The organism is Flavobacterium sp. (assembly GCF_017985075.1).
GTDB lineage: Bacteria > Bacteroidota > Bacteroidia > Flavobacteriales > Flavobacteriaceae > Flavobacterium.
In genome coordinates this window covers 3,405-23,538 of sequence record NZ_JAGNYF010000020.1, presented here as the reverse complement: position 1 = coordinate 23,538, position 20,134 = coordinate 3,405, and the positions used below count along the sequence as shown (strand labels likewise).

Genomic DNA, 20,134 nt, shown 5'->3' with positions numbered 1-20,134 from the left:
AAACCTAAGTCAAATGTTTTTAGAATAAAACTATGTTCCTATGTGTTTAATCAAAAATTTATTTTACTCAACGTTTCCATTACATAATCGTGCATTACTTGTTTGTAATCCAAGTGAGTAACCATTCGTAATTTACCTTGTCCCATATTGCTGATATTGATGTTTTTCTCTTTCAACTTATCAATAAACTGCGTTTCATTGACATCACTTTTCAGTTTAAAAATAACAATATTGGTTTCAATAGGTTCTACTTTATAAATAAAAGGTAGCGTTTCTAAAACACTGCCTAATTCTTTTGCTTTTTTATGGTCTTCTTCTAATCGAGTAATGTTATTTTGTAACGCATACATTCCAGCTGCAGCTAAATAACCTGCTTGACGCATACCGCCACCAAATATTTTACGAATTCGAAGCGCGCGTTTCATATCATCTTTCGTACCTAACAACACCGAGCCAACAGGTGCGCCTAAACCTTTAGATAAACAGACTGAAATGGTATCAAACAATTCGCCATATACTTTTGGATGTTGCTTTTTTGCAACTAAAGCATTCCAAAGTCGAGCGCCGTCTAAATGAAATTTCAAATTATGTTTTGTGCAAACTTCTTTTATTTTCTTTAATTCTTCTATATCATAACAAGCGCCGCCACCTTTGTTTGTTGTGTTTTCTACACAAACTAATTTCGTCATTGGTGCGTGATAAAACTCAGGATCATTTATAGCGTTTTCTACTTGTTCGGCGCTAATCATACCTCTTTCACCATCAATTAAATTACAAGAAACACCGCTGTTAAAAGCTACTCCACCCGCTTCGTATAAAAAAACGTGTCCCCATTTATCGCAAATTAATTCGTCACCTGGATTTGTGTGTAATTTTATAGCGGTTTGATTTGCCATCGTACCGGAAGGGAAAAACAAAGCGGCTTCTTTGCCAAATAAATCAGCTAAAGACGCTTCCAATTCATTAACTGTCGGATCTTGTTTAAAAACATCATCACCCACTTTCGCGTTAAACATATATTGTAACATTTCTGGAGTGGGCTTGGTAACCGTATCGCTGAATAAATTAATTTCCATAAATCGTATAAATAGTCTATTTTTGTTCTGTAAAATTACAAATAAAATGGTAAATACCGAACAAATAAAAGACATTATTAATCGCCTTGGTGCGTTAAGGAGGTATCTTTGACGTTGATGCCAAGCTTGTAGAAATATCTAACGAAGAAGAAAAAACCTTTGCTCCCGACTTTTGGAACAATGCTAAACAAGCGGAAATTGTTGTTCGAAATTTACGTTCGAAAAAGAAATGGGTAGACGACTACAGCAATTGTGAAGATTTAGCTGAAGAATTGCAACTGACTTATGATTTTTATAAAGAAGATGCCGTTTCGGAAGAAGAATTAGATGCTATTTTTGAGAAAACAATCAACCATATTGAAGATTTAGAATTTAGAAATATGCTTTCGGAAGAAGGCGATAATTTAAGTGCTGTGCTTCAAATTACCGCTGGTGCAGGTGGAACTGAAAGTTGCGATTGGGCAAGTATGATGATGCGAATGTACTTAATGTGGGCTGAAAAACAAGGGTATAAAGTAAAAGAATTAAATTATCAAGAAGGCGATGCTGCGGGTATAAAAACCGTAACATTGGAAATTGAAGGCGATTTTGCTTTTGGATATTTAAAAGGAGAAAATGGCGTGCATCGTTTGGTACGAATTTCACCTTTTGATAGTAATGCTAAGCGCCATACTTCATTTGCTTCAGTATATGTGTATCCTTTGGTTGATGATACCATTGAAATTGAAATTAACCCTGCAGATATTGAAATTACCACCGCTCGTTCAAGTGGAGCTGGTGGTCAAAATGTAAATAAAGTAGAAACTAAGGTTCAATTATATCATAAACCTTCTGGAATTCAGATTCAATGTTCCGAAACCCGTTCGCAACACGACAATAGGTCGCGTGCCTTACAAATGTTAAAATCGCAATTATACGAAATTGAGTTGAAGAAACAATTGGCACAACGGGACGACATTGAAGCCGGTAAGATGAAAATTGAATGGGGTTCACAAATTAGAAACTACGTTTTACATCCGTACAAATTAATTAAAGATGTGCGTTCCGGATTTGAAACTTCCGATTCTGAAGCCGTATTAAACGGCGAAATTGATGGGTTTTTAAAGGCCTATTTAATGATGATGGGACAAAAAGAAGACTAACAAATTAGACCAAAAAAATTCGACCTGTCGAGTTGTAAAACTTAACAGGTCGAATTAAACAACTCGACAGGTCGAGTTTAAAAGTTTAACAGGTCGAAATTTATTGCTTTGGTTTCATTGCATTTTCAATTCTTGCAACCAAATCATTTAAGTGAAATTTAGTTAATCGATCTGTTGAAACAGCACTTGCTTTTTTCAATTGTGCTTTCAATTCCACCAATTGTCCTTTAGCAATAGAAGGAATATCGGTATCTAAAACACTAATTCTTTTTCCATCAAAATTTCCTGTAGCGGTTTTATCAGCTAAGGCAACATCAATAACTCTACTTACAAATACTTTTTGAAGATTTCTTCTATAAATATCAATAGCAGCATTCGATTTTAATTCTGAGAAAATACCTCTTCTTAAATCTGAAATTAATTCATCAACTGAATAATTGGCTTTGTTTAACGATGAAGTTTCAATTAATCGAACCAATCTATCATTTGATAATAAACTTGAAAGTGTTGCATCTTGCATACTTTTAATGGCATCCACACCAACATCGCCTTTTATTTTAGAAATGATATTTTGATTTAATAACCAAGTCGGTGTTTTAAACAATTGCTCATTTAAGAAAGCTACTGCTTCATTTTGAATTGCAGAAGGTGTAACTTCGTAGGCATTTCCTGCCATATCATAGGTTTTTGGGTTTTCATAAACACCACCTACGTTTTTAGTTACGTGCCCCATATATCTTCTAAACTGTCCAACTAATGAATTATATAATCCTTCTAATTCTGAATAGTCTTCTCCGTTTTCTTTACTCCATTCCGTTAGATTAGGTAAAATTCTTTTTAAATTTTTAATTCCATAAGCTGACGCTTTCATAGAATTATCTCCTAAATCTTCTGTTTGATAACGTGGATCGTATGGATTTGTTTCTGTACCAAACCATAGTCTTCTGTCTTTGTAAGCGTCTTTTGTCATTTCATTTAACAATGCTTTTTCCACTTTTTCATCGGCAGCATCTTTAAAATATGAATACCCCCATTTGATAGCCCACTTATCATAATCGCCAATTCTTGGAAATAAATCTTTCACATTATCTTCTGGTTGTGCTACATAGTTGAAACGTGCATAATCCATAATTGATGATGTATGTCCGTTTTTCTTTTGGAACTCAGGATTTCTCAACATTTCTACTGGAGTGGCATTACTTGCACCCATATTATGACGTAATCCAAGCGTGTGACCAACTTCGTGAGCTGCCACAAAACGAATTAGTTCGCCCATTAATTTGTCGTCTAATTTTTTATGTCTCGCGTTTGGGTCAACTGCAGCCGTTTGAATTAAATACCAGTCGCGTAATAAACTCATAATATTGTGGTACCAACCAATATGGCTTTCCATAATTTCACCCGTTCTTGGGTCGTGAACATTAGGTCCGTATGCATTTTGAATTTCTGCAGCAAAATATCTTAATACAGAAAAACGCGCATCTTCTAAACTCATAGTTGGATCGTTTTCTGGCCAATATTCACCACGAATGGCGTTTTTCCATCCTGCAAATTCAAATGCAGTTTGCCAATCATCGATACCTTGTTTGATAAACGGTTTCCATTTATCTGGTGTAGCAGGATCTAAATAATAAACGATTGGTTTTTTAGGTTCAATTAATTCACCTCTTTTTTGTTTTTGAGCGTCTTCTTCATTTTTTGGTTCTAAACGCCATCTAACAGCAAAAACATCTGTATCTGCTTTTTGAGAATCTTCTTCAAAAACATCGTATCCATTTGCAAAATAACCTACTCTTTTGTCAAAAGTTCTTTTACGCATTGGGTTTTCTGGCAACAAAATAAACGACGTATTTAATTCCATAGTCACTACACCCGCATCAAGAGCAGCTGGAAAATCAACGCCTATTTTAGGTGTCGGATTTCTTGAAATTTGAGGTGCTACAGTTGTAAACGTTTTTGTAGTTCTAATTTCTGTGTTGATTGGAAAACTTTTTATAAACTGAATGAACGATTTGTCTTTTTGAAATGCCTGAATACTTAACATTTGCTTATTAATTGAATTCAAAGAAAACGTTTGTAAATCAGCATCAAAAGCCGCATTCATATCAATTACGCTTGCGATATTATTTTTTCCAGTTTCGTCTTTTTTATAAGCCAAAATATCATAAATACCGATAATAGGGTCGGCACTAGAATTTTTTACAGATTTTGTAATTGGTTTATCTTCATCTGGAGTCGTAATTACATACGTAATTGAACGTAAAATGATGGTATTGTTTTGCCCTTTTTCAAAACGAACAACTTGTCTGTTAATTTCTTCCCCACCAAAAATTCCACCTCCAGCAGGAGTTTTAGAATATCGGGTAATGGTCATAATTTCTTTACCAATTAAAGCATCAGAAATTTCAAATAAATATTTGTCTGCCACTTTATGTACATCAATTAGACCTTTTTGCGTAACGGCTGTAGAGTCAATTACTTTTTTGTACGGTTTAGGTTCTTTTTTAGCCTCTGGTTTTTTTGCGTCTGCTGCTGGTGGAGCTGCAGGTGCATTTTTACTTTTTTGGTCTTTCTTTTGTGCCACACTATCAAAGGTGCCTAAAAGCAAAAAGCAAAATAAAATTTGTATTGATTTTTTCAACATAATGCTATTTTTTTGGTTAGTTGTATATAAGACTCTAAATATACATTTATGTTACTTAAATGCTAATTTTTTTTTGTTAATTTTAACGAATGATGAAACATAAAAAAAGCCGATTCTCTATTTTGAAAATCGGCTTTTTTTATTAAAAATTAAATTGTGCTTGCAATCGCAATAAACTTCCAGTTTGTTTGTTATCCGATAAAACAGCGTCTTCATATCGTCTAGATGAGATTGTATAATCTGCAACTAATTCAAAACTTTTAAAAGGTTGCCATTCAATTCCTATTTCTAAATCATTTACTTTATAACTTCTTGCATCTAATTCATGTTTTTTACCTCCGTTGTAATAGTGATATTTCAAAAATGGAAATACAATATTATTTTTAATTTTTGTTTTTGCATTTAACAATACATACCCTCCTTCAAGGTGGCTATTTTCAATAGTATTGGAAGCTGGGTTATATCTTGGACCACGCCCAATGTTATACTCGGCTTGAAATCCAAAAGGTTTTGGATATAGAATTAAAGAAGCTGCCGTTCTTTGATCTAAATATTCTGGATTGTTATTTTCTAATTTTGCTTTTGCAGCACCAGTAGTTAAAGTATTTACAACATATTTACCATTATATGCCTGAATACCCGCTTCAAAAATTTGTCCGTTATCAAACTCAATTGGATAGGTAAATCTAGCTACAACATGTTGATTATTGTTTCTTTCAATTGAATTAGCTGTTTGTCCATTATAAATACCTATTCCAAGTAAACCATAATCGCCACTACCTTTTAAACCATCATCAACTAATTTCTTAAACAACTCTCTTTTTTGTTTTGTAGCCCAATAGAAAAACACACCCAAATCCCTTTCATTTGAAACAGCACTATTTAAGCCATCATTTCTATCCAATGATAATCGATTTTGTGAAGATTGCATGTTTTCAAATCCGAATGGAACTTTACTTTGTCCAATTCTAAAACGATATTCTCTATCTTTATCTAATGATAAATCAAAATAAGCATCTCTTATTTGAAAAATATGGTTTGTAGTACTTGCAGATGATGCAAAATCTGGTTGAATATATATATAAACATTATCATGTATTTGTCCTGAAAAAATAATCCTTCCACGTCTTATAAAAAAACTATTATTTCCTCCCCAAGATTTATCACATTGCTCACAACCTAAATTAGAATTTGTTTCTAATAATTTATTATATCTAACTTGTGCATAACCTCTAATATTAATTAAATCGAACCATTTTTTCTTTGATGGTTCCTCTTTTTTTATTTCAACGAAATCTTTATTATTCAATTGCGTTTCAACTGAATTTTGAGAAAATGATGTAATAGAAATAAAAAAAACAAATAGATTAAGGTAGAATAATTTTTTCATTTGTGTTTACTTTACAATGTTAAGAATTAGTTGTTTAATTGTATTTAGATTGCAAATTTAATGTTAAGAACTTAACTGTAAATACATTTTATATTAACTTATCTTTAAGATATTTTATAAAAATTTACAATAACTTAACATATTCTTTTTGGACAAAAAAAAACCGTCTCAAATGAAACGGTTTTTTTATAAAAAATTATACTATTATTACACAAATAAAGTAGTAATATAATAAAACAAAGCTGCAATTAATGCCGAAACAGGAATGGTTAATATCCAAGCCCATAATAAGCTAATAGTTACACCCCATCTTACCGCACTTAAACGTTTGGTTGCTCCTACTCCAATAATAGAACCTGTAATAGTATGTGTAGTTGAAACCGGCACTCCCATTTGTGATACTGTAAATAAAGTTAAAGCACCTGCCGTTTCAGAACAAACACCTTCAAGTGGCGTCACTTTGGTAATTTTGGTTCCCATCGTTTTTACGATTTTCCAACCTCCCATTAAAGTACCTAAACCTATCATCAAATAACAACCAAATGCAATCCAAGTTGGCATCGTGTCTTTAGTTACCTTAGTTTCTAACTTATGACCTTCTATTAATTTACCTTCTTTGTCAATATATTTTGAGAAGATTTTGGCGTATCTGTAATTAGGATTAATTTCTTTACCTTTAAATATTACTTCGTTAGTAACAACATCTTTGATGTCTTTTTTATCCGAATATACTTCTAATTTAGTAAGTTTTTTTGAAACTTTTTCAAAGTTTTTTATATCTACTTTATCTTTAATTAATGATGATAAAAAAGGATTAGTAGAAACATTAACCTTTGAATTTAATTTTTCATCTTCATATATTTTTTCGCCAGTTGATAAATCAATAATTTTTTTACCATCTACAAACAAAGTATCTTTTCCAAAAACACCAACCGCAGGTTTAAACTTCTTAATTTTTCCCTCATCATTTTTATATACAACTTGAAGAATTTCTGTTGTATTTAAAAGATTATGTTCTTTAACAAAGTCTGGCATATTTGCATCAGGATTTGTTCTATAACCATTTGCATAAACGATACAAGCGGCACAAATAATACCCATTACTTTTTGAGAATCGGCACCACCATGTCCTAATGAAAAAGCAGCTGAAGATAATAATTGCAGTTTTTTATACATATTTCCTTCTTTAGTATGCGAAGGATTTTTACCGTGTACGATTTCATACCAGCTATATACTATGATAAATAACGCTAATAAAGATCCAATAATCCAAATCATAATTGGTTTAATATCTAAAGTATCTTTTAACGCATAAGTTACATAAACGGTTAGCGCAGAAATAACAATAGAAATACTTATTTTTTTGAAGAAACTTCTTTGAATCGTCACCATAGCAATAAAGAAAGATATAATACCTCCAATAAATGGCGCTAAGAAAATAAATAAAACTGTAAAACCAATAGATTCTAAATTCAGTACTCCGAAACCTGCATGTGCAACAGCTGCACCTGCAAAACCACCAATTAAAGTATGTGATGATGAAGACGGAATTCCTAATTTCCATGTTAATAAATTCCATACTGTTGCTGCCAATAAACCAGATAAAATTACCCAAAGATTAATTACAGAACCATCCACTGTTTTTGCTACTGTATTTCCCACACTCATATCAAATACCCAATAGGCGATGAAGTTGAAAAAGGCAGCCCAAATTACAGCTTGTGTTGGTGACAACACTTTTGTAGAAACTACAGTTGCTATTGAATTGGCGGCATCGTGAAACCCGTTAACCAAATCAAACAACAATGCAATTACTATAATTACTATTAATAATGTAAACATAGTACTTAATTAAGAATGTTTAACAGCTACCGCTTCTAATACTCGTGCCACAGCCTTGCATTTATCTGAAGCTTTATCTAAAGAAGCTAATACTTCTTTATATTTGATGATATTTTTAACGTCAGTTTCGTTTTCAAAAATATCAGCAATCGCTTTTTCAAAAACAGAATCCGACTTTCTATCTAACTTGTTTATTTTCTTAACCGATTCAAAAATATTTTTGAAATTACTCATTTCTTTCAATTCTTTCACAGAAACCATAATAAGCTGACAAGCCTCCAGGTTAATTTCTGTGATTTTTCTGATTGATTTGGTAATTTTTTCAACCTGATACATTCTAATTCTATTAGATGCTTCTTGCAAATTACTTGCAACATCTTCTATGGTAGTCATTAAAGAGTGAATATCTTCTCTATCAAATGGAGTAATAAAATTTTTACTTAATTCGATATTCATCTTATGAGAAATTTTCTCAATGCTTTCAGATAATTCATCAATTTTTTTAAAATAACTTTCTCTGTCATCTTTAGAAGCATTCACTCCTTCGTGTAATGCATCAGACATTTTTGTTAACTTATTAGTCGCTTCCTCAAATAATGGAAAAAAAGTTTTGTCCTTTGGAGAGAAAAAATTTAAAATGTTTTTAAAGCTCATCTTTTTATATAGTTAAAATTACGAGGCAAATGTAAAAACACAATGTTAAATTAATGTTATGTAATTGATAATAGTAGATTAATTGTTAACTAATTTTTAACAATTTTTTAAAAAAAGCAGACCTATAAGCCGGATTCTGTATTCCGAAACCTCGGAACCCTTATCATTTATCTAGTTCCGAAATTACTCGCGGAATCTATCTTTCTACCCTTCAACAACGGACGAGAAACCCTTAAATGCTGATATACTTGAAATTTCACCGCATAGAGTTTACCTGGTTTCACTACAGCTTAACCTGTACATACTTTCTGTTGCACTTGTCCTCCTCCGATACATCGGAGTGACGGGCGTTACCCGCTATGCTTCTCTATGGTGTCCGGACTTTCCTCTCCTAATAAATTAGAAGCGATAAGGCGGTCTGCTTGGCAAAGGTAATTTAAATTGGGCGTTTTTTATGAATTAAATTGATTTTCTGAATTAAATTTAGAAACACAGATTAAAGAAATCATATAAATTTTATAAATTTCTTTAATCTGTATTGTAAAGTTTATGACTAACAAATTCTTAATAACTTTTTACTTTTCACTTTTGACATTTCGTATTTTAAATCTATATTTGCTATCAATAATACGTTATGGAACAATTTATAGTATCAGCAAGAAAGTACAGACCTCAAACATTTAAAGATGTTATTGGGCAACTTGCTATTACGAATACTTTGTTGCATGCAATTGAAAACAACCATTTAGCGCAAGCGTTACTTTTTACAGGACCTCGTGGTGTTGGAAAAACAACTTGTGCCAGAATATTAGCCAGAAAAATTAACCAGGAAGGATACGATGATCCGAATGAAGATTTTTCTTTCAATGTTTTTGAATTAGATGCCGCATCTAATAATGGTGTTGATGATATTAGAAGTATTATCGACCAAGTAAGAATACCTCCACAAACCGGTAAATATAAAGTGTACATAATTGATGAGGTGCACATGCTTTCTGCTTCGGCATTTAATGCGTTTTTAAAAACATTAGAAGAACCACCAAAGCATGCTATTTTTATTTTAGCTACGACTGAAAAACATAAAATTCTTCCTACCATTTTGTCACGTTGTCAAATATTCGATTTCAAACGAATTACTATAAACGATACCAAAGAATATTTAATGGAAATTGCTCAAAATCAAAATGTGCAATTTGAAGAAGAAGCGCTTCGTATCATTTCGCAAAAAGCTGATGGTGCTATGCGTGATGCTTTGTCTATATTTGACAGAGTAGTTTCGTATTGTGGAAATAATTTAACACGTCAAGCTGTTGCTGAAAATTTAAACGTGTTAGATTACGATTATTATATAAAAGTTACCGATTTAATTTTAGAAAACAACATTCCGCAATTACTTTTAACGTATAACGATATTTTATCGAAAGGATTTGACGGACATCATTTTATAGCTGGTTTAGCTTCACACTTTAGAGATTTATTGGTTTGTAAAAATCCAGCTACACTTTCGTTGTTAGAAGTCAGCGAGCAAACCCAACAAGAATTTGCTGTTCAGGCACAAAAAGCTTCTCAAGAGTTTTTATTGCAAGGAATTTCTATTGCTAATGAGTGTGATTTAAAATATAAAGTGAGTCAAAACCAACGATTGTTTGTTGAACTTACACTTATGCAATTGGCTTCATTAACACATGATGCCGAAAAAAAAAAGCTAAGTACTATATAATACCTTCTACTTTCTTTGATTCAACTCAAAAAAGTCAATCTCCACAAATATCAATTCAACCACAAATTGTTTCAGCACCTGAAATAAAAGCTGTTCCTCAAGAAGAAGTTCCAAATATGGAAGTAAAAGTGGAAGCGAAAATTGAACAAATACAACAAAAACTTACGCCTACAATAGATACCAGTAATCGAATTTCTTCTTTATCTATTAAAGGATTAAAACAAAAAGCAGATGTTTCTAATTTAGCAAAATCAGAAACTTTATCTGTAGGCGAACATTTAGCCGATCCATTCACACAGGAAGATGCCATAAAACATTGGAATAATTTTATAGATATTTTAGAAAATAAAGGGAAAAAATTATTTGCAAGTTATATGCGATTGAGCAAACCTGTATTAATGGGGACGAATATATTGTTAGAATTTCCAAATCAAGGTTCTAAAGAAGATTTTGAAAATACAAACTCTGAATTGGTTAGTTACCTAAAAACAAATTTACGCAATTACGATTTGAAAATTAAAATAACGGTAATTGAAACCTACAAACCTAAAGTAATTTATACCAACGAAGAAAAATACAAACATTTTAAGGAGTTAAATCCCAACATTGAATTATTTAGACAAACATTCGAATTAGACTTATAAAAAAATGGATATTAATTTCAATAAAAACGAAGACCACAACAAACTTTTGGTGTCAGATATGTTGCAAAAATTTGCAAAAGTAAAACTTGGTGGCGGTCAAAAACGTATTGATAAATTACACGCCGAAGGCAAAATGACAGCCAGAGAGCGTATCGATTATTTATTGGACAGCAATGCTAAAAGTATCGAAATTGGTGGCTTTGTTGGAGAAGGTATGTACGAAGAACACGGCGGTTGCCCTTCTGGAGGTGTGGTTATAAAAATAGGATATATTAAAGGTAAACAATGCATAGTAGTAGCCAATGATGCAACTGTAAAAGCAGGTGCTTGGTTTCCAATTACTGGAAAAAAGAATTTAAGAGCACAAGAAATTGCTATGGAAAACCGTTTACCAATTATTTACTTGGTAGACTCGGCGGGTGTGTATTTGCCTTTACAAGATGAAATTTTTCCAGATAAAGAGCATTTCGGACGTATTTTTCGAAATAACGCCATTATGAGTAGTATGGGAATCACCCAAATTGCTGCCGTTATGGGAAGTTGTGTTGCTGGTGGGGCGTATTTACCAATTATGAGTGATGAAGCCTTAATTGTAGACAAAACAGGAAGTATTTTCTTAGCGGGAAGTTATTTAGTAAAAGCTGCAATTGGCGAAACTATTGATAATGAAACACTTGGTGGTGCAACGACACATTGCGAAATTTCAGGTGTTACTGATTTTAAAGCAAAAGATGATGCAGCTGCTTTAGACAGAATTAAAAGTATTGTTTCAAAAATTGGCGATTATGACAAAGCTGGATTTAACAGAGAAACACCTGCAAAACCCGCTTTAGAACCCAAAGACATTTACGGAATTTTACCAAAATTACGTACGGATCAATACGATATGAATGAAATTATCAAACGTTTGGTGGATAATTCAGAGTTTGATGAATACAAAGCCGGTTACGGGCAAACCATTATTACGGGTTATGCCAGAATTGAGGGCTGGGCAGTAGGAATAGTTGCCAATCAGCGTTTGGTTTCAAAAACTAAAAAAGGTGAAATTCAGTTTGGTGGGGTAATTTATTCGGAAAGTGCGGATAAAGCGACTCGATTTATTGCGAATTGCAACCAAAAGAAAATTCCGTTAGTCTTTTTACAAGACGTAACGGGTTTTATGGTAGGAAGCAAATCGGAACACGGCGGAATCATTAAAGATGGTGCTAAAATGGTAAATGCAGTTGCCAATTCTGTTGTGCCTAAATTTACAGTTGTAGTAGGAAATTCTTATGGCGCTGGAAATTATGCTATGTGTGGAAAAGCCTACGACCCACGATTAATTTTTGCTTGGCCAAGTGCTGAGTTAGCGGTTATGGGTGGTACGCAAGCTGCAAAAGTACTCGCGCAAATTGAAGCTGCTTCTTTAAAAAACAAAGGAGAAGTTGTAGATGAAGCAGTTGAAAAAGAATTATTTGATAAAATTAAAGCCAAATATGATGCGCAAGTGTCGCCCTATTACGCTGCTTCCAGATTATGGACAGATGCTATCATTGACCCATTAGATACCAGAACTTGGATTTCTATGGGAATTGAAGCCGCCAACCACTCGCCTATTGAAAAGAAATTTAATTTAGGTGTGATACAGGTTTAGTTGGCAGTGTTCAGTTATAAGTTATCAGTGAAAACATCAACGAACTTAGCATACAATAAAACCATTAAATGAAGATAAAAAAAGAGCAAATCATAATAATTTCAGTTTTAATTACTTTGTTTACTTTTCTTTTTCTAGGATTGTTAATAGAAAAAATTTTACTAAAGTTTGAAATAATTAACGATTATGGTTATATTGGAACATCATATTTTGAATCAATATATAATTTATTTTATGACAAAGATGGATTATATGATGCGCCTAATTTATTCTTTTACACTTTTACTTTTATAATAACATTATTAATAGTATATTATATATTAGATTTTTTAAATGAATTAATTAACAAAAAATGAAAAAGTTTTTATTGTATTTTTTATTATTATTTTTAGATGTTGCTATCTATTTATTAATTGGATTAATTTTATTAAATTATGAAGATTTTTATGATGAAAGTTTAGGTGAATATTTTAGTTTAAATAGCATGACTTTTATAGAAAAATTAGCCTATTTTGGGTATTATTTTTGGTGGATTTTTAATGTTATATTATTTATATATTTCCTATTCAAATTAATAATAAAACAACGTAACAAAACACAAAAATCTACTACTAATTAGTAGATTTTTTTATTCCACTACTATGAAAAAAATACTTCTATTTACCCTTTTTCTATTCGTTTTTAATCAAATCGAAGCGCAAGAATTTTCTCGTAAAGATTCGCTTCAAGGCGGACTTCGTGAAGAAAGAACATGTTATGATGTGTTGCGATATAATTTAGACATTAAAATTAGTCCTATTGAAAAATCGATTATTGGAAACAATGAAATCATTTTTAAAGTTGACGATAACACATCTAAAATTCAAGTAGATTTATTTGAAAATATGAAAATTGAATCTATTGTTTGGAACAATAAAAAGTTAAATTACAAAAGAGAATTCAACGCTGTTTTCATAGATTTTCCTGAAGAACTAAAAAAAGGAACAACTCAAACAATCACATTCAACTATTCGGGAAATCCAATAATTGCTAAAAATGCACCTTGGGATGGTGGTTTTGTTTTTACAAAAGATAAAAAGCAAAACCCTTGGATTGGTGTGGCTGTGCAAGGAACCGGTGCGAGTTTATGGTATCCTTGTAAAGATTCTCAAACCGATGAACCAGATAATGGTGCTAGCATAAAAGTAGCCGTACCAAACGGATTAATGAATGTTTCCAACGGAAGATTTCTGGGTTCAACCGACTTAAAAGACGGCTATACGCGTTGGGATTGGGAAGTGAAAAATCCTATTAACAATTATGACATTACAGTAAACATTGCCGATTATGTCCATATTAACGACAACCATGAAGGGTTAGATTTAGATTATTATGTATTGCGATACAACGAAGAAACAGCTCGTAAACATTTTGATAATGATGTGAAACCGATGATGAATTGCTTTCAATCGAAATTTGGGAAATATCCTTTTTTTGAAGATGGGTATAAATTAGTGGAAACGCCTTATTTAGGTATGGAACACCAAAGTGCTGTGGCGTACGGAAATAAGTATAAAAAAGGATATCTTGGAATGGACTTATCCGGAACGGGTGCTGGAATGTTTTTCGATTATATTACGATTCACGAAACCGGACACGAATGGTTTGGAAACAGCATTACAAGTAAAGACATCGCCGATATGTGGATTCACGAAGGATTTACAACCTACACTGAAACCGTTTTTATTGAATGCGTTAAAGGATATGAGGAAGCCCTAAAATATGTAAACGGACAATCAAGAAGTGTGCGAAACGACCGTCCAATTATTGGTCAAATTGGTGTAAACCGAGAAGGTAGTGGCGATATGTATTACAAAGGTGCCTTAATGCTGAATACCATTAGACATATTATTAATGATGATGTAAAATGGTGGAAATTACTTTACGATTACTCTGAAACGTATAAAAAACAAATTATAGATACGAAAACGGTAATTGATTTCTTTAATAAAGAAAGTGGTATCGATTTAACTTCGGTATTTCAACAGTATTTAACTACTACAAAAATTCCAAAATTAGTACTCTCAAAATCTGGTAATACAATGAATTATAAATGGGAAAATGTAACTGCCGATTTTAAAATGCCCGTTGATATTATCATTAACGAAAAAACAATACGTTTACAAGTGACTACTGTAAATCAAGAACTAAAAGTTGAAAAAAAGTTAGTATTGGAAGATATTTCTGTAAAAACCAATAAGTTTTACATTAAGGTAGAAAGAAAATAACCCATTGAAAAGTATTTGTTTACGCTAATTTTTCCAATGTTTTCTTTCTGTTGATTTTTTGCGTTTCTGTTCTTTCAAATGACTCTAAAAACAGAATTTCTTTAGGTATTTGATATTTTGATAATTCTGAAAACACGCTATTATCAATAGAAAACGGAGTGGCTTCAAGCACAAGAATTACTTTTTCGCCTAAAACTTCATCCGGTTTACTGGCAATAAAAAATGGAACTGAAATGTATTTAGCAAGAATTTCTTCTATTTCTTCTGGAAAAATTTTAATACCTCCAGAATTAATTACATTGTCAATTCGCCCTTTCAAAATAAATTGAGTTGCATTTAGGATTTCTACAATATCATTTGTTGTGATTTTTTCCAAAGAAAGTTCTAATGCTTCAATCACCAAACAACTTCTTTCATCTACAGATATAGATACATTTGGTAAAACAGTAAATGCCAACTCTCCTATTTTTTTAATGGCAATATGCGAAATGGTTTCTGTCATTCCGTAGGATTCAAAAGCATTGCAATTGGTTTTCAGAAGCCTTTCTGATAAAGTATAACTCACTTTTGTACCGCCTATTAATACGTTATCAACCAAATGTAATTTTGATAATGATTTTTGCACCTGCATAGGAACCATTGCTATAAAATTGTACTTTTTTGTAGATATTGGTTCACTTGTTGGATCAATTGTATCTAAATGCAATCCTAAAGTAATAGCACGAACCAACATCATTTTTCCTGCAATATAATTGGCTGACAAACATAACAAAGCGGTGTTTTTTGGTTGTAAGTTAAAAAACAATCCTGTTGCTTTGGCAGAAGCGATCATAGCCGATTTTTGTAAGACAATTTGCTTTGGTATTCCAGTAGAACCAGAAGTTTGAACCATAATAAAGGATTCATTATTCATCCAATCCAATAGAAAATTCCCTATTGCTTTTTCAAATAATTGTCCGTTTTCTTTTAAATATAAAGCCTCGGCTAAAAGTTCTATATACGTAAAACTTTTTCCGTTTAATTTAAAATCGGGATGAATAATTTGATTCATTATTCTAATACTTGAATTGGTTTTATGGTTCCGAAAAGTTTTTCTTTCCAATTATTCCATTTGTACTTTTTAGAAAAAACAAATAATAAAATAGGAAAAAACACTAATATCGGTATGAAAATTTGAAAATTTGCACTTGGCACAGAAACATCTTTTAAGATAGAATGCGTTTGAAATGCCGACCAATCGGAAGTAACCAACAATGCGCCAATTAAATTATTTGCTGCGTGAAATCCTAAAGCTAATTCCAAGCCTTCATCCATAAGCGTTAAAATTCCTAAAAACAACCCCGTTCCAATATAATAAAACATAATAATCATACCCATTTTATCAACTTCTGGGTTAGCAATATGCATTATTCCAAATAAAAATGAAGTTACAAATAATGGAACCCATCTTGTTTTTGTGGCCAAGCCTAAACCTTGTAACATATGTCCACGAAATAAATATTCTTCAAAACTCGCTTGAAAAGGAATTAAAAGGACAGCTAAAACTATAAAAACAGCAAATTTTTCAGGATTAAATTGAACTACAAAATCTTCTGGAGCACTATAATAACCTATAATGGTTGTAATTATCGTAATACTTCCCCAAACTCCAAATGAGAAAAAAACTCTTGACCAATCGATTTTTGGACGAGATGTGGTCAATATGCGTAAGGAATTATTTTGAATGAATTTGTTATAAAATAAAACTATAAACAACATAAATGATAATGGCGCTACTAGCATTACAAAAGTGCCGTTCACGCCTATTTCTTTTGTCATTTTTTTCATTATTGCATTGGTGTCAACACCTTCTGATGAAATATAATTTACAATCATTAAAGCTAAAAACAAACAAGGAATAACCGCGTAAGACCACAAACTTATTTTAATTTTCTGCAATTGTTCAATATACATATTATGATTTTTTAAGTCCACTAAATTACAATTATTACCTTTGTAAAAAAAATATTTATGTTAACCATTTATCACAACAAAAGATGTTCAAAATCCAGAGAAGGTGTTTGTTTTTTAGAAAACCTTAAAATACCCTTTGAAACGATACATTATCTAGAAAAATCGCTTACTTATACTGAGTTAGAAACTATTATAAAAAAATTAAAAATCAAACCAATACAATTGATTAGAGTTAAGGAAAAAGATTGGATTGAAAATTTTAAAGGCAAAACTTTAACTGATAAAGAAATTATTGAAGCGATGTTGCAATTTCCAAAACTAATAGAAAGACCGATAGTAATTAATGGTGAAAAAGCCGTAATTGCAAGACCTTCGGAATTGATAAATACAATTTTATAATATGATTTAACATAGTTTTAATACTTGTTTGAATCCAGAACACTACATTTGTACTGTAAAATGTCACAAAATATGTTATTTAAAAAATCAATGCTGCTACTAACTTTCTTATTTGTTAGTAGTACAGCCATCTCTCAAATTTCGTTAAAAAAAGTAATTGTTACTGGAAAAATTATCGATAAAGAAACTACAAAACCTATAGAATTCGCTGTAATTACGATTTCGAAATCGGATACTAAAAAAATCATTACTGGAGGTACTTCAGACGCAAATGGAAACTTTAGCATCGAATTAAACAACGGAACTTATAATTTTAAATACGAATTTCCTGGATTTAAAACTCAAGAAAAAGTAAACCAAACTATAGCTTCAGATACTAATTTGGGAAATATCACTTTGGAATCTGATTCGAATCAAATTGAAACGGTCGTTATTCGAAGTGAAAAAACGTCGGTTGACATTAAATTAGATAAAAAGGTATATAATGTTGGTCAAGACTTAATGGTTAAAGGCGGAACGGTAAGTGATGTTTTAGATAACATACCAAGTGTTGCGGTTGATGTAGAAGGAAATATTAGTTTGCGTGGTAATGAAAGTGTACGTGTTTTAATTGATGGAAAACCTTCAACTGCCATAAATGTTGCCGATGCCCTACGAATGCTTCCTGCAGACGCTATTGAAAAAGTTGAAGTAATTACGAATCCATCTGCTAGATACGATGCTGAAGGTGGTGGTGGTATATTAAATATTATCCTTAAAAAAGGAAAAAATAAAGGCGTTAATGGAACGGTAATTGTAACTGCTGGAGATCCTAAAAACCAAGGTATTTCTGCAAATATCAATTCAAAATCAGATACTTACAACTTATTTGCAACTTTAGCTTATAATGACAGAAACAATCCAGGTGCAACCAAAATTAATCAAGAAAATTTTGGGTCAAATACATATATTGAAGAACGCAGAAAGGCCAATAGATTTAGCGATGGAATCAATGCTAATTTTGGAATGGAAATATTTCTAAACAAAGACAAATCTGCAACTTGGACAAATAGCATCAATTATAGAAATAACGATGGTAAGAATTTTGAAGATGTAACCTACAAAAATTATACATTAAATAGAAGTAACTTTTTATTTACGCGTTTCAGAGACAATGAATCTATTAGTAGAAATGAAGCAGTTGAATTTACTTCAAACTTTATAAAAAAATATAAAAAAGACGGACATAAATTAACTATTGATGCTTCCTTTTCTTTAAATGAAGAAGATGAATTTTCAACTATTTATGGAAGTATTTTAGAAACAAATACATTTATTTCTGATGAAAAAACCTCAAAAATTGGTAGACAAAGTAGAAATTTAATTCAAGCTGACTATGTTTTACCAATAAACAAAGACATCCAATTTGAAGCAGGTTACAGAGGAAGTTATACAAATTCTACAAGTAATTATGAAGTTTTAGAACGCGTAAATCAAAATAGTCCTTACACGAATATCCCTGGATTTACGAATAATTTTGAGTACATTGAAAATGTAAGTGCTATTTATACTCAATTAGGAACTAAATTCTTTAAAAAGTTATCTGTTTTAGGAGGGTTACGATTGGAAAATACCAATTTGGAAATCAATCAGTTATTGACAAACGATTTAAACTCTAGAAATTACAATAACTTTTTTCCAAGTTTGTTTTTAACGTACGAATTAAATAACGATTCTAACATATCCTTAAATTATAGTAAAAGAATTACGCGTCCAAGAGATCGATTTATTAATCCATTCTCTTCGTATACCAGTAATACCAATTTATTTATTGGAGATCCAAAATTAAATCCTTCGTTTACAGACGCATTTGATATAGGCTATTTGACAAAATGGGACAAAATTACATTAAGTACTTCTGCGTATTATAACCACACAACAGATGCATTTCAAATTGTTAGAAAAGAAAGTGGACAGTTTGTAAATGGAATTCCAGTAATTTTGAATACGCCATTTAATTTAGGTGAAGATAATAGAATTGGAATGGAAGTTACCTTTAATTATAGCGTAAAAAAATGGTGGAAATTAAATTCTAACGTGAATTATTTTTATAATGAAACCAAAGGAAATTATCAATTTATTAATTCTAACAATACTTTGGTAAATCAAAATTTCAATTATAAATCAAGTACTTGGACAGCTCGATTAACGTCTAAAATTAATTTACCTTACAAAATTGATTGGCAAACTAATGGAACGTATAATGCTGGACAAAAAACAGCACAAGGGAAAACATTAGGAATTGCAAGTATGAATTTAGCTTTTAGTAAAGATGTTTTAAAAGAAAAAGCTACCATTTCACTTAATGTGAGTGACGTTTTTAATTCAAGAAAAAGAATTCAAGATTTACAATTACCAACTGTAAATTCATATAGCGAAATGCAATGGAGAGTTCGACAAGTAACGGTTTCGTTTACCTACCGATTTAATAAATTGAAAAATGAAAAAGAAATAAAACCAAAAAGCCTTGAACAACAAGAAGGTGGTGGCGGAGAATTCTAATACAAAATAAAAAAATCCCGATTCGAACGAATCGGGATTTTTTATTAACTTAAGAAAATTACTTTTCTTGTTCAGCTAATTTTTTTGCTTTCTTTTCTTTGTATAATTCTATTAATGATCCGCCAATCCAATATTGAACAAATCCTACAAGAAAAAACATTAACCAAAAACCTATAGTTAAAATGGTTAAGAAAAGTATAAAGCCTAAATACTGTTGAAATTCAAACAT

At 31.4% G+C, this 20,134-nt stretch carries 15 protein-coding genes and 1 other RNA gene; 8 read left to right on the top strand and 8 right to left on the bottom strand.

Annotation, left to right across the window (positions count from 1 at the left end):
• Positions 1-50: 50 nt before the first annotated feature.
• The gene (locus KA468_RS05815; protein ID WP_291241997.1) at positions 51-1,076 is read right to left on the bottom strand and encodes a GntG family PLP-dependent aldolase; all 1,026 of its coding nucleotides are present in this window, start codon (positions 1,074-1,076) and stop codon (positions 51-53) included.
• 46 nt (positions 1,077-1,122) lie between these two features.
• Here KA468_RS05815 and prfB point away from each other — a divergent pair.
• A protein-coding gene (gene prfB, locus KA468_RS05810; RefSeq protein WP_291241996.1) for a peptide chain release factor 2 occupies positions 1,123-2,218 on the top strand; the annotation gives its coding sequence in 2 pieces (ribosomal slippage) (positions 1,123-1,185 and positions 1,187-2,218; 1,095 coding nt in all).
• A gap of 100 nt (positions 2,219-2,318) precedes the next feature.
• Here the strand turns inward: prfB and KA468_RS05805 are convergent.
• From KA468_RS05805 to rnpB, 5 genes are all read right to left on the bottom strand, one after another.
• The gene (locus KA468_RS05805) at positions 2,319-4,862 is read right to left on the bottom strand and encodes a zinc-dependent metalloprotease (protein WP_291241995.1); all 2,544 of its coding nucleotides are present in this window, start codon (positions 4,860-4,862) and stop codon (positions 2,319-2,321) included.
• 142 nt (positions 4,863-5,004) lie between these two features.
• Complete coding sequence (locus KA468_RS05800; RefSeq protein ID WP_291241994.1) at positions 5,005-6,252, bottom strand: porin; 1,248 nt, start codon at positions 6,250-6,252, stop codon at positions 5,005-5,007.
• A 207-nt stretch (positions 6,253-6,459) separates the two neighbouring features.
• On the bottom strand, positions 6,460-8,094 hold the full coding sequence (locus KA468_RS05795) for an inorganic phosphate transporter (RefSeq protein WP_291241993.1): 1,635 nt from the start codon (positions 8,092-8,094) through the stop codon (positions 6,460-6,462).
• 9 nt (positions 8,095-8,103) lie between these two features.
• Positions 8,104-8,748, bottom strand: a complete 645-nt coding sequence (locus tag KA468_RS05790) for a DUF47 family protein (protein ID WP_291241992.1) — start codon at positions 8,746-8,748, stop codon at positions 8,104-8,106.
• A gap of 109 nt (positions 8,749-8,857) precedes the next feature.
• Positions 8,858-9,173, bottom strand: an RNA gene (rnpB, locus tag KA468_RS05785) — RNase P RNA component class A.
• A gap of 209 nt (positions 9,174-9,382) precedes the next feature.
• Between rnpB and dnaX the strand changes: the two genes are divergently transcribed.
• The 5 genes from dnaX (at position 9,383) to KA468_RS05760 (ending at position 15,012) form a co-directional block, all read left to right on the top strand.
• A complete protein-coding gene (dnaX, locus tag KA468_RS05780) occupies positions 9,383-10,468 on the top strand; it encodes a DNA polymerase III subunit gamma/tau (RefSeq protein WP_291241991.1) in 1,086 nt (361 codons plus the stop codon).
• A 116-nt stretch (positions 10,469-10,584) separates the two neighbouring features.
• Positions 10,585-11,112, top strand: a complete 528-nt coding sequence (locus KA468_RS05775) for a hypothetical protein (protein WP_291241990.1) — start codon at positions 10,585-10,587, stop codon at positions 11,110-11,112.
• A gap of 4 nt (positions 11,113-11,116) precedes the next feature.
• A complete protein-coding gene (locus KA468_RS05770) occupies positions 11,117-12,745 on the top strand; it encodes a carboxyl transferase domain-containing protein (RefSeq protein ID WP_291241989.1) in 1,629 nt (542 codons plus the stop codon).
• Between the two features lie 352 nt (positions 12,746-13,097).
• Positions 13,098-13,364 carry a hypothetical protein gene (locus KA468_RS05765; protein ID WP_291241988.1) on the top strand — a complete coding sequence of 89 codons (267 nt, stop codon included), beginning with the start codon at positions 13,098-13,100 and terminating at the stop codon, positions 13,362-13,364.
• Between the two features lie 22 nt (positions 13,365-13,386).
• The gene (locus KA468_RS05760) at positions 13,387-15,012 is read left to right on the top strand and encodes a M1 family metallopeptidase (RefSeq protein ID WP_291241987.1); all 1,626 of its coding nucleotides are present in this window, start codon (positions 13,387-13,389) and stop codon (positions 15,010-15,012) included.
• A 19-nt stretch (positions 15,013-15,031) separates the two neighbouring features.
• Here the strand turns inward: KA468_RS05760 and KA468_RS05755 are convergent, their stop codons facing one another.
• Together KA468_RS05755 and KA468_RS05750 are read right to left on the bottom strand one after the other, a co-directional pair.
• A complete protein-coding gene (locus KA468_RS05755; protein WP_291241986.1) occupies positions 15,032-16,063 on the bottom strand; it encodes an AMP-binding protein in 1,032 nt (343 codons plus the stop codon).
• Entirely contained in the window at positions 16,063-16,965 is a 903-nt protein-coding gene (locus KA468_RS05750; protein WP_291241985.1) for a CPBP family intramembrane glutamic endopeptidase, read from the bottom strand. The genes KA468_RS05755 and KA468_RS05750 overlap by 1 nt, the downstream gene beginning before the upstream one ends.
• Positions 16,966-17,022: 57 nt before the next feature.
• On the opposite strand from KA468_RS05750, the gene KA468_RS05745 reads away from it, so the two are divergent.
• Both KA468_RS05745 and KA468_RS05740 read left to right on the top strand, forming a co-directional pair.
• On the top strand, positions 17,023-17,364 hold the full coding sequence (locus tag KA468_RS05745; protein ID WP_291241984.1) for an ArsC/Spx/MgsR family protein: 342 nt from the start codon (positions 17,023-17,025) through the stop codon (positions 17,362-17,364).
• A 72-nt stretch (positions 17,365-17,436) separates the two neighbouring features.
• Entirely contained in the window at positions 17,437-19,905 is a 2,469-nt protein-coding gene (locus KA468_RS05740) for a TonB-dependent receptor (RefSeq protein ID WP_291241983.1), read from the top strand.
• Positions 19,906-20,134: the final 229 nt, after the last annotated feature.

Bases quoted from the DNA above. Each gene is read 5' to 3' on its own strand.
- KA468_RS05770 (WP_291241989.1), top strand. From the start codon at position 11,117: ATGGATATTAATTTCAATAAAAACGAAGACCACAACAAACTTTTGGTG.
- KA468_RS05755 (WP_291241986.1), bottom strand. From the start codon at position 16,063: ATGAATCAAATTATTCATCCCGATTTTAAATTAAACGGAAAAAGTTTT.
- KA468_RS05750 (WP_291241985.1), bottom strand. From the start codon at position 16,965: ATGTATATTGAACAATTGCAGAAAATTAAAATAAGTTTGTGGTCTTAC.
- KA468_RS05765 (WP_291241988.1), top strand. From the start codon at position 13,098: ATGAAAAAGTTTTTATTGTATTTTTTATTATTATTTTTAGATGTTGCT.
- KA468_RS05760 (WP_291241987.1), top strand. From the start codon at position 13,387: ATGAAAAAAATACTTCTATTTACCCTTTTTCTATTCGTTTTTAATCAA.
- dnaX (WP_291241991.1), top strand. From the start codon at position 9,383: ATGGAACAATTTATAGTATCAGCAAGAAAGTACAGACCTCAAACATTT.
- KA468_RS05740 (WP_291241983.1), top strand. From the start codon at position 17,437: ATGTTATTTAAAAAATCAATGCTGCTACTAACTTTCTTATTTGTTAGT.
- KA468_RS05805 (WP_291241995.1), bottom strand. From the start codon at position 4,862: ATGTTGAAAAAATCAATACAAATTTTATTTTGCTTTTTGCTTTTAGGC.
- KA468_RS05775 (WP_291241990.1), top strand. From the start codon at position 10,585: ATGGAAGTAAAAGTGGAAGCGAAAATTGAACAAATACAACAAAAACTT.
- KA468_RS05790 (WP_291241992.1), bottom strand. From the start codon at position 8,748: ATGAGCTTTAAAAACATTTTAAATTTTTTCTCTCCAAAGGACAAAACT.
- KA468_RS05795 (WP_291241993.1), bottom strand. From the start codon at position 8,094: ATGTTTACATTATTAATAGTAATTATAGTAATTGCATTGTTGTTTGAT.
- KA468_RS05800 (WP_291241994.1), bottom strand. From the start codon at position 6,252: ATGAAAAAATTATTCTACCTTAATCTATTTGTTTTTTTTATTTCTATT.
- KA468_RS05815 (WP_291241997.1), bottom strand. From the start codon at position 1,076: ATGGAAATTAATTTATTCAGCGATACGGTTACCAAGCCCACTCCAGAA.
- KA468_RS05745 (WP_291241984.1), top strand. From the start codon at position 17,023: ATGTTAACCATTTATCACAACAAAAGATGTTCAAAATCCAGAGAAGGT.